9 protein-coding genes and 2 pseudogenes are annotated in these 12374 nt (G+C 54.8%); 4 read left to right on the top strand and 7 right to left on the bottom strand.

Annotation, left to right across the window (positions count from 1 at the left end):
• Window positions 1-175 precede the first annotated feature (175 nt).
• Window positions 176-572, bottom strand: a pseudogene (locus TRM7615_RS24995) (transposase); the annotation flags it as partial.
• Between the two features lie 701 nt (window positions 573-1273).
• Here TRM7615_RS24995 and TRM7615_RS24990 point away from each other — a divergent pair.
• Together TRM7615_RS24990 and TRM7615_RS24985 are read left to right on the top strand one after the other, a co-directional pair.
• On the top strand, window positions 1274-2230 hold the full coding sequence (locus TRM7615_RS24990) for an SMP-30/gluconolactonase/LRE family protein (RefSeq protein WP_207775279.1): 957 nt from the start codon (window positions 1274-1276) through the stop codon (window positions 2228-2230).
• Between the two features lie 166 nt (window positions 2231-2396).
• Window positions 2397-5525: an ATP-binding protein gene (locus tag TRM7615_RS24985; RefSeq protein ID WP_165821547.1), complete on the top strand. Its 3129-nt coding sequence runs from the start codon at window positions 2397-2399 to the stop codon at window positions 5523-5525.
• Window positions 5526-5550: 25 nt separating this feature from the next.
• Here the strand turns inward: TRM7615_RS24985 and TRM7615_RS24980 are convergent, their stop codons facing one another.
• Genes TRM7615_RS24980 through TRM7615_RS24970 form a run of 3 tightly spaced genes read right to left on the bottom strand, consistent with a single transcriptional unit; the run spans window position 5551 to window position 8715 of the window.
• The gene (locus TRM7615_RS24980) at window positions 5551-6981 is read right to left on the bottom strand and encodes a Dyp-type peroxidase (protein WP_108792696.1); all 1431 of its coding nucleotides are present in this window, start codon (window positions 6979-6981) and stop codon (window positions 5551-5553) included.
• Window positions 6978-7775 (bottom strand): hypothetical protein, encoded by a 798-nt coding sequence (locus TRM7615_RS24975; RefSeq protein ID WP_125133755.1) that lies wholly within the window; start codon window positions 7773-7775, stop codon window positions 6978-6980. The genes TRM7615_RS24980 and TRM7615_RS24975 overlap by 4 nt, the downstream gene beginning before the upstream one ends.
• The gene (locus TRM7615_RS24970; protein ID WP_108792694.1) at window positions 7699-8715 is read right to left on the bottom strand and encodes a catalase; all 1017 of its coding nucleotides are present in this window, start codon (window positions 8713-8715) and stop codon (window positions 7699-7701) included. Before TRM7615_RS24970 ends, TRM7615_RS24975 begins: the two co-directional genes overlap by 77 nt.
• 252 nt (window positions 8716-8967) lie before the next feature.
• Here TRM7615_RS24970 and TRM7615_RS24965 point away from each other — a divergent pair, with 252 nt between their 5' ends.
• Together TRM7615_RS24965 and TRM7615_RS24960 are read left to right on the top strand one after the other, a co-directional pair.
• On the top strand, window positions 8968-10017 hold the full coding sequence (locus TRM7615_RS24965; RefSeq protein ID WP_108792693.1) for a patatin-like phospholipase family protein: 1050 nt from the start codon (window positions 8968-8970) through the stop codon (window positions 10015-10017).
• 404 nt (window positions 10018-10421) lie between these two features.
• Window positions 10422-10905: pseudogene (locus TRM7615_RS24960) on the top strand (transposase); the annotation flags it as partial.
• 62 nt (window positions 10906-10967) lie between these two features.
• Here the strand turns inward: TRM7615_RS24960 and TRM7615_RS24955 are convergent.
• The 3 genes from TRM7615_RS24955 to TRM7615_RS24945 all read right to left on the bottom strand — a co-directional run.
• On the bottom strand, window positions 10968-11453 hold the full coding sequence (locus tag TRM7615_RS24955; protein ID WP_108792691.1) for a hypothetical protein: 486 nt from the start codon (window positions 11451-11453) through the stop codon (window positions 10968-10970).
• Window positions 11454-11864: 411 nt separating this feature from the next.
• Window positions 11865-12080: a hypothetical protein gene (locus TRM7615_RS24950; RefSeq protein ID WP_108792690.1), complete on the bottom strand. Its 216-nt coding sequence runs from the start codon at window positions 12078-12080 to the stop codon at window positions 11865-11867.
• Window positions 12081-12244: 164 nt separating this feature from the next.
• Window positions 12245-12374 (bottom strand): integrase core domain-containing protein (locus tag TRM7615_RS24945; protein WP_165821352.1); only part of this gene is annotated, 130 nt, incomplete at its 5' end.

The raw sequence follows: 12374 nt of genomic DNA, 5'->3' as shown, positions 1-12374 counted from the left end.
GCCATCGCCCAAAACCTCCGGAAACTAGCAAAACTCAAGCCAATGGTGACAACCACCGGCTGACAACAAGCCTCAGCATCGGTCGTTCAATAAAATCAGCGCAGTAGCTAAACGCGCAACGCCAAAACCAACGACTTTTTCAACGAAATCAGCCCTTTGCGGACATTGAGTCGTGTATCAAGACGCTGCGGTCGCAACCCGCATACCTCATTCGTGGTCGCCCCCATCGCCTGTCATGCTTTTTTTTGAAGCCGCAGTTCGAGCGTCTGCTCTGCAACCACCTCTTTGAGATCCTTTGCCTCACGGCGCAGTTCCCTGACCTCATCAGTGTTTGCGGCACGCGCTGTGTCCCCAGCCAGGCGCTTCTTCCCGGCTTCCATGAAGTCCTTGGACCACTTGTAATAGATACCCTGGGAGATCCCTTCGCGGCGACACAGCTCAGCAATGCTGTCCTCGCCGCGCAACCCATCCAGCACGATCCTGATCTTCTCTTCGCTGGAATACTGCTTGCGCGTGGCGCGTTTGATATCTTTGACGACCTTCTCGCCAGGGCTCTTCGTTGTCTTTCTCATCGTCCACTCCTCGGTGGCTACGATGAGCAACAAACACTCTCTTAGCAAATACCGCTATTTGGACCCATAGGCGCTGACGTCAGACAATCTTCTCGCCAAGGCTTTTGCGTAACCCCGTTGTCTTTCTCATCGTCCACTTCTCAGTGCCTGCGATGAGCCAAGAACTCTCTCTTATCAAATCACCCTGTTTGGACCCATAAGCGCTGACGTCAGGCAGTGAAGCCGGTACACCGCCTTCGGCTCCCGCACTGATCAATGCGAGTGCTGCAAAGGGCTGGCGCGTTGTGCGGCTTTTTTGCATTCGCGCTTCGGATCAATGCTGGCACACCATGCGCGAAAGATGTTGAGAACGCCACGCGCAGTCAAAATCGCAAGTCGCGTTGGTGCAACTTCACCTGTGGGCGCTGCAGTCGCTATTGCCTCCGGTCAATTGGATGGTCGGCTCAGTGCCGCGTGGTGGTGGTCTTCGACAAAGGCGGCCCCTCTCGGCGAATGTGCGCATTCATCTCCGGTCAGCCTGCCCTATAGGTCGCTTTCGGTCACCTGAATGGAGAGACATCAAACTTGTTGTTCGAGCGCCTTTGGCGCAAGCTTGCACAAAGAAAACGCGTGCATGTCCAACCGGAGGCCTCTGAAATTTGACGCGATCTTCTTTTGATCCACGCGGATTTTGAAAAAGCCACTTAAAGGGAGACAACTGAATGACATCGGATTTGGAATTGCACCTAGAAGAAGTGGCCGGAGGCCTGGGCTTCCCGGAAGGTCCTGTCGCAATGAATGATGGATCGATCCTGTTTGTCGACATCGAGAAAGAGACCTTGTCGCGGGTCACGGCGGATGGAACAGTCGATACTGTGGCCGATATCCCCGGTGGTCCGAACGGCGTGGCGATCGGACCCGACGGCGCAGCCTATGTCTGTAACAATGGGGGCGTCTATACGTTTAAAGAGGTACCGGTTCCCGGAGGCGTCGCAAATGTGCCATGGCCAAGTCATCCTAACTATACCGGTGGTTCAATACAGCGCGTCGATCTGAGGAACGGGGTGGTCACGACACTTTACACCGAGTTCGAAGGCAAGAACTTGATGGCTCCGGATGATATCGTTTTCGACAACGAAGGTGGGTTCTGGTTCACCGATTCCGGTTATCAAAACGACGATGTTCAATACAAGGGTGCTTTGTACTATGCGTCGATAGACGGGCAAACGTTGAAAAAAGTTGCCACAATACCAATGGCGAATGGTGTGGGTCTGTCACCGGATGGTGGGACAATCTATGTTTCGGATACTATTTTCAGTCGACTTTGGGCGCTGGATATCAAAGGTCCGGGCGAGGTCGAACCAGGGCCGATGCCGCAAATGCCCGGGCGGATTGTGCAATCTCTTCCGGCGCATCAATCCATCTACCAGTGGCTGGATAGTCTAAAGGTCGAGGCAAGTGGGAAAGTTTGTGTCGGTACCATTTTTAATGGTGGCATCACCGTCTTTGAACCCAGCGACGGCACGTTTGAACATGTACCGATACCTGCGTTGTTCGTGACCAACTTCTGTTTTGGAGGGCCTGACGTGCGGGATCTATGGATTACAGCTTCGAGTTCGCGCAAAATCTACAAGGCACGTTGGCCAAGAGACGGTCTGAAACTGGCGTTCACGGCGTGAAAATGTCGGAGCCACACGAGCTTGTTTCGGTGAAAGATCTGGAGAGAAACGCGCTGATTCGCTGAAGGTTGTCGTAAAGAGTTAATGCCGTTAACCTAATCTTCGGGGGGGCAACTGCATTGCTTCGGAAACAATGACACACGTGGGGGAGCGGCGTCAGGTTTCCGTGCTGTTCGCAGACATGGTCGGTTTTACGGCCGCAGTCGAACGGCTGGGAGAAGACGGAACGCTACCGTTCACGCAAGTGATATACAATCTCATGTCTGACACTGTTGTCGAACACGGCGGCACAGTCAGCAGCTTTGGCGGCGATAGCGTGATGGCCCTCTTCGGCCTTCCTGAAGCGCTGGAAGATGGTGCTTTGCGGTCGTGTCGCGCGGCCTTGGCCATACAATCCGCTTTTGCAGAGGCGGCTGACGAAATCGAACGCCGGTTTGGGCTTCGACCTCGTATGAGGGTCGGAGTGAGTTCAGGTGTCGCGTTGATGGCTTCGATTGAAGGGCAAGATGCACCGGCGACAGCGGTCGGCAATACAGTGAACTTGGCTTCACGCATTCAAAACTTGGCAGCTGCGGGAAACTGCCTGATTTGCGACACGACAAGACGGCTTGTCGAAGGGCAGGTCGAGCTAAATTTTGACGACGAGTATGATATCAAGGGTGTATCGAAACGCCGGAAGTTGTGGAACCTGCTGGCGATACGCAAGGCTGCGACCCGCTTTGATGCCTCTGTTGCACGGGGGTTGAGCCATTTTGTCGGTCGCGAAAAGGAACTTGCCGCGCTCTCTGACACGTTCTCTGTGGCAGGGGGTGATTTCAAGGTCGTTGACCTGGTCGGTGAAGCCGGGTTGGGGAAAACGCGGCTGGTTTTCGAGTTTCTGCAGCAGATCAATCCAAAAGAATCGCGTCTTTACCGTGGACATTGCGCTGCTGATCGCACCCAGGTTCCGTTCTATCCATTTCTTGAGGTCGTCAACGAGGCGTTTCAAATCCGTTCCGAGGATGAAACTGCAGAGATTTCACTTAAACTGAAAACAGGACTGACCGGTTTGGGTCTGGACAATCCTGAGAACCTTGGGTTGTTGCTGAACCTCTTAGGAAAGGAACCGCCGGCCGGATCGCTTGATGGTCTTGATGGCGTTTTGATTGGGCACCGCACGCGCAATCTTTTGCGCGCAATGTTGAGAGCAGAATGTGCCAGGTCTATCGTCATATTTTTGATCGAAGATATCCATTGGATCGACAGTGCTTCGGCGGAATTTCTTGGTAAAATTGTTGGAGATGGCGAACCTAACAATCTCTTTGTTCTGCATACGAGGCGCCCAGAGTATGCTCCTGGTTGGAGCGACAATTGGAGGGTGACCGAAATCGCCCTCATGCCGCTGTCCTCCAATGAAATTGGACATCTCGTGCAGACGCGTCTTCAAGTCGACAACCTTCCCCTCAGTCTTGTCGAACAAGTGAGCAAGCGTGCTGGAGGCAATCCGCTCTTTGGCGAAGAGATATTGTCGTTCTTGATTAGTAAGGGTGCTTTAAGTGTCGACGTCGAAAATGCCAATTTCGACATTGATCTCGCCTCAAGCGGATTGCCCGAAAGCATGCGTAGCTTGTTCACGGTGCGCATGGACCGGCTTGAACCCAGTGACAAGGCGTTACTGCAAGCGGCTTCAGTGATCGGACGGCGCTTTGATCCGGGCTTGCTGACGTCCGTCCTCCAAACCGATGGCTCAGTAGGTGAAACGCTGAGGCGGTTGCAGACACTGGATTTGATTCATCGCGACGATAGATCTTCTGATTATGAGTTCAAACACGTTTTGTTGCGCGACACCGTGTATCAAAGTTTGTTGTCAGAGCAGGCGGCTGAGTTGCATCTGGCCATCGCGACGGCGCTTGAGCAGCGAAACGAAAATCGCTTTGGCGAAGTAGCGGGGGCTCTTGCTCATCACTACTTGCGCACAGAACGCAGAGATCTAGCTTTCAAATACAACGCGTTGGCAGGGGCTAGGAGCCTTGGTGTCTACTCTCTTGGGGATGCCAACAGATATTTCGAGAGTGCCCTTGGTCTATACCAAAGCGATCCAGGGTGCGCGAATGACCGCGAATTTGCTGCGTTTCTTGTCGACTATTCGACCTGTTCGAACATTTCTTTGAAGATTACAGAGTTTATCGAATTGGCACCCCATGTCCGGCCTATTCTGGGCCGTTTGGGTGACACCTATCAGCATGTGGTCTTCCTCCATCACTACATCGCCTGCCTGGTTTACAACGGTCGATATGTAGACGCATTTGCAACCCAGCAGGACCTAACAGCGATGGCAGAACGTCTCGATACGCCGGAAACCGCCGCATATGCCCTTGTCAGCGAGCTTTCGGTTTCTTGCTATTTTGGTCAATTGTCCAATGAGGCGTTCGAAGCCAAACGACGAGAGGCAGAAGTGGCAATGAAAAGTGTCCAGGATGCCTATCTGCAGAACTTTTTCCTGGCTATTTTGGCATGGAATGAAACGAGCCGGGGGCGGTTCGCTCATGCGTATGAAACAACAAGACGCATGGTGGACCTTGGAAAAGCCAAGAATGATCCGCGATCATTGGGCTATGCGACGGCACTGAACGCGCTGATCGCTATGCTCAGCGACGATCACGCCAAGGCGCTGGAGATTGCTGAACAAGCGCTAAAGGTGTCGCATGCAGAATTCGAGCGTGCCTCGGCCGAAGCTGCACGAACTGCGGCGTTGGTTCCACTTGAGCGACCGGAAGCCCTTGGAGAGGTCAAACGGTTCATCTCCAAATGCGAGCAAGATGGCTGGGGGTTGTTTCTGTCAGGTCCGGACATGATGCTGGGCGTCGCTCTGACGATGAATGGGCGCATTGATGAAGGTTTGCGCCATATGGAAGACGCCATCGGTCGACGTGAGCGAGAGGGTTATGATCTTGCTGCAGACTGGTATCGCCTTTTCCTGGCAGAGCTTTATCTTGGCATCCTTTCGGGGGAGGGCGAGGCTTCTTTAGGTTTACTGTTTCGGAACGTAAGGTCGCTGAGCTGGGTTTTTATGTTTGGCGCCGGACGCATCATCAAGCTGATCGACCAGGCCTGCGAGAATCCACTGTTTGACCGAAACGGGTACTATGTTGCGCGCGGTCAGATGATCCTCGGCCTGCTTTACAAGCTAAAGAAAAAGAAGGGGCTGGCTGTTGAACATCTGCGTGATGCGCGCCGCATCGCCGATCAGATCGGCCCTTCGCCCTTCCTGACCCGTATTGACGTGGCTTTGGCGGACCTTGAAGCGGCCACGTAACTCAACACCACTAGCCAACGCCTTCCTAGGTCTCAAGTTTGGACAGATAGGCAATTGCCGACAGGCTCGGCAGGAATGTGTATGCACCGCCTCTTGCCTTGATAAAACGGGGGAAACCTCGCAATCGGATTGATCCCCCGTTTGCAAGTGTGAGATCAAACCAGCTCGTTTCAGGCTCGTTTGCCCCCAACAAGGGATCGCTGGCACCTGTGATGTCTGGGTCCTGCAGGCCCACGTTGACCCAGTCGCACATGACGGCCTCGAATTGGGCACCCAGATTGGCACACAGGAAATTGCCCAGCAGACCGCGTTCGGCATCCTTTCCGTCGTCAAGGTTTGTGGGGTCAAAGTTAGGTCCATAAGACATGCCGCGCCGGACAATGCGGCGTGAATAGTTCGACATGCGTTGTACGATATGACCGTTGCGCGGGTTGGCCCGGCGGGTGTGTGATCCAACTGGACAACGGGAACCCCGATCATAGTCGAAATTCGTCAGAAAACCTGGGGTGTTCGGTATGGGACCGGTCGAGTTTGGAGACTTTTCATAGGGCATCCCATTGCGCCAGCGTCCGCACATCTGGGCAGCCACGACTTCGCGAAGCGCACCGTGTCTGTCACCCTTCATTCCAAAGATGTTTTCTTCGGCTCCTGGGGAAAGCAGTTGATCCACGTCAGGGTGGGTTTCCAGTTCAGTTGCGGCCGCCGAAAGGTACTTCTCAAACCCTACCGTGTCCTGAGCAAGCACGCGAAAGGCGTTGAATGCACCATTGTGCCCCAATTCGTTGGGGGTTGGGACCCGAAACAGAATTCCTTCGTAGTGCGTCGGATATCCAAGCAGAACCGTCCCGAGAGGGTTGATTGGTTCGTTGTCGTTTGCCCGGGTCGGGTTTGGCACATGTTCAAACCGCGGCTGCGAGATGCTGTCGCGATAGCCAAAGAAAACTTTACCTTCGGGCAGGCCGCGTCCGTCGCGAACGCCAATTATGGTAAAGGCCTTGGAGATCTGGGCCTGCACCTGCTCGACCTGCTCGACTGGGTCGTCCGGGTCGCTGTAGATGGATGCGATAAGATGAACCCGCTCGGGTTGGTTGAACGGTTCGGCCCAATTTTGCGGAGCACTGTCCCCAAAATCACCAATCTTGGCCGCCCGTTTCGCCATTCCCTGCCGGAACTCTGTCGGGAACGTCTCCAAGTCGTCTTGCGTCACCCCTAAAGCCTGCAATCCGGCGAAGGTGACGCCGATGTTGAAGCAAAGTTTCGGCGGATCTGTCCATTTCTCAGAGGATTCTCGGGTTATGGTGGGCACGGTGTTCGTCGAACCTGAGGCTGCCGCAGCCAAAAACTGACGCGCCAACGTTCGGTTTGTGACCTCCAGTACAAGGTGACGCACCAGGTTAAGGCGATACCCGCGCAGGATGTTGCCTTGCACGTCTTCGGGGTTGAACTCTTTGATCACCAGCCCACTCCAAATTTGCTGCGCACCTGCGCTGCTGAATAACCAGGGTAGGCGCGATAACCGCCCCCCAATGACAGATCGGGGTTTGCGTGGAGCAACAGAATAAGCTCGCGCGGCAAGGTCTTCAGATCGTGTGGCGGGGTATCTTTCGGGAGCCCACGTGCTTCGTCCAAAAGCGCAAACACATCTGTCGGGTAATCGGGGGCTTGAAAGAGGTCGTGCGCGTGTACCCAATCGATAAACTTTTCGACATTGTGGGCCGTCGGTATCAATTCATCGCCCCCCTCGACCACGGTCATCACATCATCGAACACACTTCCGATCGTGATAATAAAATCGCGGATGTAGTTGCTGAAATCACCGTCGTAGACTGAAATCATGCACAGGTTGTCCCCCAAGATCAGGAAGCGGGCAAAATGTACTGTGCCCACATTGTCGAGCCCGGCAAAAATTTCGTCAACGTTCTGCGCAATCGCCAATGCGGCCTTGGCACGTCCAATTGACGAGCGGTCCTTGAGCGGCATGACGAGGTTCATCATCCTTTGCACGTTTTCGCTGTTTTGCTGCGTTTCGCGCGGCCCGCCAGGCATCTTGGGGGCAGGGGTTTTCATTGCCCAATACGGAAGCACGACGTTTTTGGAAAGAAACTTGAACCACCCGCGTTCGGGCAGCGTATCAACATATCGATCAAACCAGCCTTCTTCGTTCGCCATAATTTCAGTCCTTTGCAAACGGGCAGCGCGTAGCTTTGCGCCACTCGCTTGAAATTTCGTAGGAATCCCGGCGGGCGGCAAGGATCGGGTCATCAGAGGGTTCAATGCCCTCCGTCAAAAGCCCCGGATTGAAACTCAGATCTTCGCAGTCTGCGGTCTGATCTTCGGCGACGTGGTCAAGCGTCAGCGTTCCCATAAGGATCCGGATCCTGCGGGGCGGCCAAGGTCGCGAACAATCGTTAAGGTCATCGCCCGCTTCGCCAAGCTGCATCATCAACGAGAACTGCGCTTCCCCGTCGCCATCTAGCCGGTCTCTTAGTTCGTCGTGCAGATAGTTGTTGTCAGGTTCTTTGGTCAGCTTCCTCGGCTGAACGCCAGAAATCGGCTGCCACGTGAATCGGACATAGCGGCGCACGCCATCAGGAGACGTGATGATGAAGGTGTGCACCGCGTGGTAATCGGCACGGGTATATCCCGTTGGTGCTCCGACTGTGGCTGCTCCAAAAACCGGAAGCTGTGCGAACTGGTTCTTGTTTGCATAATCGAATGCACCCTCATCCGGGCTCAAGGTCTCATTAGGATAAGGATTGCGTTTGGGTATCATCATGCGCAGATAGTCAAAAATCTTTGCCCATGCGTTCTCACGAAAATATGGAATTGCTGGAGACGCCTTGATGAATGCCAGCGCCGTTTTCTTTGTCGGTCCAAAAAACGCGGGCAACGTCATTCCAAGCAAATCGGTTGCAGTACCATCGGGAAGGTGGAACCGGATTGCCATGCCCCGTACATCCGACCAATCATCGCGCTCGGTCGCGCTACCGGAGCCGTTCGAGAAGCGGCCCGTAACTGGAATTTTTTCGCCCTGAAAGTGGGCTGCAATACAAAAATTGCGCGCGACGTCTGAGGCTATGAAATGTCCGCTCATGCCGATGCCCATCGTGTGAACAGGGCGCAAGTTTAGATCTCCATCGGGTCGCTGGAGCGCTTTGACAAGGTCTGCAGCAATCGTCTGATCGTTCATTTCTAACCTCACAGATTCTCCAATTTAATTATTCTTACACGAAAAACGTATCAAATTGCGTGGAATTGCGTTTGATCGTCTCAAAACCGGTCTAATGGCAATCAAAGTGCGCACCGACAAGAAACAGGTGTGATCAACCCAGGGCGTGTTTCTCTGGTGATTTTTCAGGGCGAACGAACCAAAGAGTTTTATCTTTGCTAACCACCTCAGCGCACTTAAGATGACAACAAACCAGTTGGTCAGGGGGGGCCGATGGCATTCAAACTCTTGTCCTGTGACGGCGGCGGAGTCAGAGGCTATCTGACGTGCCTGATCTTGAGTGAGCTGCACAAAGAGACTGGATTTTTGCACAAGGTTGATGGGTTTATCGGAACGTCTACGGGTGGGTTGTTAGCTGTTGCATTGGCCGATGGCCGATCACAGGGCAAGGACTTGGCGGTTCTGATGGATGAGATCACATCCATTTACAGAAACCAGGCTGACAAAATTTTCCGCGAAAACGAACACAACATGTTCGATAGATCGTTTGATGCTCTTATTCACAAGTTTGGATTTGGTGATGGGCCCGGTATCCGGTCGTCGCAGTTCACTTCGACGGGTTTGGCAGAGATCGGCAAGTCTTTGGTCGGAGACCGCGAACTTGGTTCAATTTCACCCGAAATTGTACTGGCAGTTCCGGCGGTCTGTTTGCACTGGAGCAATCGCGTCGGTTGGGCCCCGTTCACTTTGACGAACCAGGAGTTGGTCCGGGATGATTGGTTAAACTTGAGCACCGTCAAACTGCTGGATATGGCAATGGCGACATCAGCCGCCCCGACTTTTTTCCCACCGCATCAGATCGTTTCTGAGGGACGCGACTACGGCTACTTTATTGATGGAGGGGTTTTTGCCAACAATCCGGTTTTGAACGGGATCAATGTTGCAATCGCCGCGGGGAAAGCCAAGAACCTTTCGGACATAGAGGTAATTTCGATAGGCACCGGGCGTCAGCCCATCTCGATCTCTGAGGAAATGGTGAAAAACCCTGATGATTGGGGACTGCTCAAATGGTTTGGCCTCACCTCAGGCGCGCCTGGAGGAGCATTGCTGGATCTCGGTCTGACCACGTCTGCCGAAAATCAATACTGGATCGCGAAACTGGTGTTGGATGAGCGCCTCGTTCGACTGGATCCCCCGCTGTCCAAAACGGTAAGCCTGACTTCGCGCGACGCCAAATCCTATGAGCAAATGAAAGAGGCATCCCAGTTCGCCATGGACAGCCCGTATTGGCAGGATGCCCTTGTCCTACTACAAAACTGGTAAACACGTTCCGCCATTTTTTGACCGAACCAAAAAAGCGTTCTGGATTGATTGCGGTCGTCCTTATGCTCAGGCCTGTCCGGAGTTATGGTTTTTGGACCAATGGCGGCCTAAGCTAAGAGAGCGTTTGGCTCATCTTGTTGGTTTGCCGCTGCATGAACCGTGCCATTTGACGTGATCCGTACGATGGCGTTTCTTAGGAACTGCTTGTCGATGATCTCTATGAACCGCAGGTTCTCAGCACTTTCGTCCTGTGGTTCGTAGGACAGGTTGGACCGCGCCAGGGCAGTGTTGCACGAATTCGATGAGGGGTTCACTGTTTGAATCCAGCGTGATGGCCAAGTGGAATGAGCAGTTGATCCCCTACGAAGAAAAAGACCAGAAATTGGCCTTCGTACAACACTGCGATGAAGCAACGCGGTTCACTTTCGATCTGGTTTGATCCGGCGATGGTCTGGATGCCACCACCGAGCCGCAAACGTGGTCGGGCCCACCAATTCAGTGACGCTGCGATTAAGACCTGCCTGACGCTCAAGGTCCTGTTTTGCCTTCCATTGCGGCAAAAGACTGGCTTCGTGGACAGTCTGTTGGAGTTGGCAGGGCGGGGCTGGGCAGCCCCGGATTTCAGCACCCTGTGCCACCGCCAAGGAACGCTGAACGTAAGCCTACCGTATCACGGTCGAGCCGCCCACTTAATGCAAGAAACACATCCCTTGCCCGGCAGGCGAAAGCACATTCGCCGAGAGGGGCATTGACGAGAAAACGCTGGAGGTTCGGGCGGTCGAAGTCACCATTAGCAACATCGGTGACGCCTCCATGTCGCCACAGCTTCTGAACCAAATTCCCGACGATCGGGAGATCGGATTCGTGACCGTTGATGGTGCCTACGACATGGTCAGGTTGAGAACGCCAGCATTGTGCTCACCGTCGGCGTCAGCAGTCTGGGAAAGATGTTAACCGCTGCGCTGGAACGCTGTTGCATTGCGACGATCGATTTCGCGTTGCGCATTCCACTGCGTGTCGACGTCGATGTCGCCGGTGCGCAGGAGCCACTGCAGGTAGCCGTCAGGGATGTCCGTCCAGCGCGCACCTGCGTGCTTGCCGAACCGGATCGTCGGCATCAGTGCGGGCTCCTGCGACCACTCGATCATCTGCTCGATCGTGGCACCCGCCGCCATCAACGCTTGCAGGATGTGAGCTGTCGCATAGGCGTCAGGCCCGGCCCGGTGGGCCGTGCCGATATGCGTGCGATCCAGCCTCAAGCAGCCCGTATCCTCCAGCCAGTAGGCCAGAGCGAAGTTTGCGTGCCCCGGGGCCTCGGGCCAGATCCGCAGGGCGGCCTTGTCGGTGCAGATCGGGGGCAGGGCGGGCGTGAAACACTGCGCCTCGAACGCGGCATTGTGGGCGGCGTAGGCGGTGATGTGATCCTCCTCCACCATGGAGGGGTCGAAGGGGCGAGACCTGCAAGATCGTCTGCGTGGATGTAGTGTACGGCGCGCACATCCGGCGGCATCGGTGTCGTGATCCCGGTCAAGTGGCTCCGGGGCGGTGTGACACCGTCGCTGCTCAGGTCCGCCCAGCCTATTTCGCAAACCTCTGCGGGCGGTTCCGTTCCAGTGGTTTCCACATCAACAACTCTGATGATCATTTTGATGTTCCTTTTTGCGATGCTCTTCCTTGCGGGGCCTGTAGGAAGCAACTGCGCCGGTTTCGGCCATGATGTTGCAGGATGAGCCCTTGATCTCGTCCAGCAGGTCTCCTGCGGACAGTCTGGGAGCGTCCGTGGGCGGGAGAGACAGGGCCAAGGCCGCTGGGTGGTCTTCCCCGTCAACGGCGATCAGGCCGTTGTCTTAGCCATCGGTAACGGTTCCGTAGGTCACCTTCACATCTGCGCTGGCAAAGCCGGGGGATCCCAGTTCCGCGACAACCACGAAGTCGCCCGCCTTCAGGGTGCGTTGCCAGTCGCCGACATTGGTTTCGATGTGTTTGCGCAGGTCCTCACGCAGCGGTTCAGCCACCTCTGCCAGAGGGCGCACGCCTGTGGGTGTATCGATGCCCCAGTCCATGGCTTACCTGTTGTGCGTGGTGATCTGGCGATGGATCTCGTCCCAGTTGGCCGAGCCGTCGTCGGTCCAACTGCGGTACATATCGGTGCCAAATCCGTTGCCGTTGCGGACAGCCCCTGCGGCGTAGGCCTGATCAGCCCCACCTGAGTGGTCCGGTTTGATTGTTAGTGCATGATTGGCCTTTGGTCCATCTGGACGATGGTTTCGGGCGCTGGCGGGCGATAACCTAGGGCACTATGTGGACGTTTCGTGTTGTAGTTTTTTCTCCATTGTTCGATCAGGATTTGTGCTTCG

The organism is Falsiruegeria mediterranea M17 (genome assembly GCF_900302455.1).
GTDB classification, from domain to species: Bacteria; Pseudomonadota; Alphaproteobacteria; order Rhodobacterales; family Rhodobacteraceae; genus Falsiruegeria; species Falsiruegeria mediterranea.
This window is presented reverse-complemented; position numbering and strand designations above follow the sequence as displayed.

Excerpts from the sequence above, each read along its gene's own strand:
- TRM7615_RS24970 (WP_108792694.1), bottom strand. The coding sequence starts at position 8,715 with ATGAACGATCAGACGATTGCTGCAGACCTTGTCAAAGCGCTCCAGCGA.
- TRM7615_RS24950 (WP_108792690.1), bottom strand. The coding sequence starts at position 12,080 with ATGGACTGGGGCATCGATACACCCACAGGCGTGCGCCCTCTGGCAGAG.
- TRM7615_RS24955 (WP_108792691.1), bottom strand. The coding sequence starts at position 11,453 with ATGGTGGAGGAGGATCACATCACCGCCTACGCCGCCCACAATGCCGCG.
- TRM7615_RS24990 (WP_207775279.1), top strand. The coding sequence starts at position 1,274 with ATGACATCGGATTTGGAATTGCACCTAGAAGAAGTGGCCGGAGGCCTG.
- TRM7615_RS24965 (WP_108792693.1), top strand. The coding sequence starts at position 8,968 with ATGGCATTCAAACTCTTGTCCTGTGACGGCGGCGGAGTCAGAGGCTAT.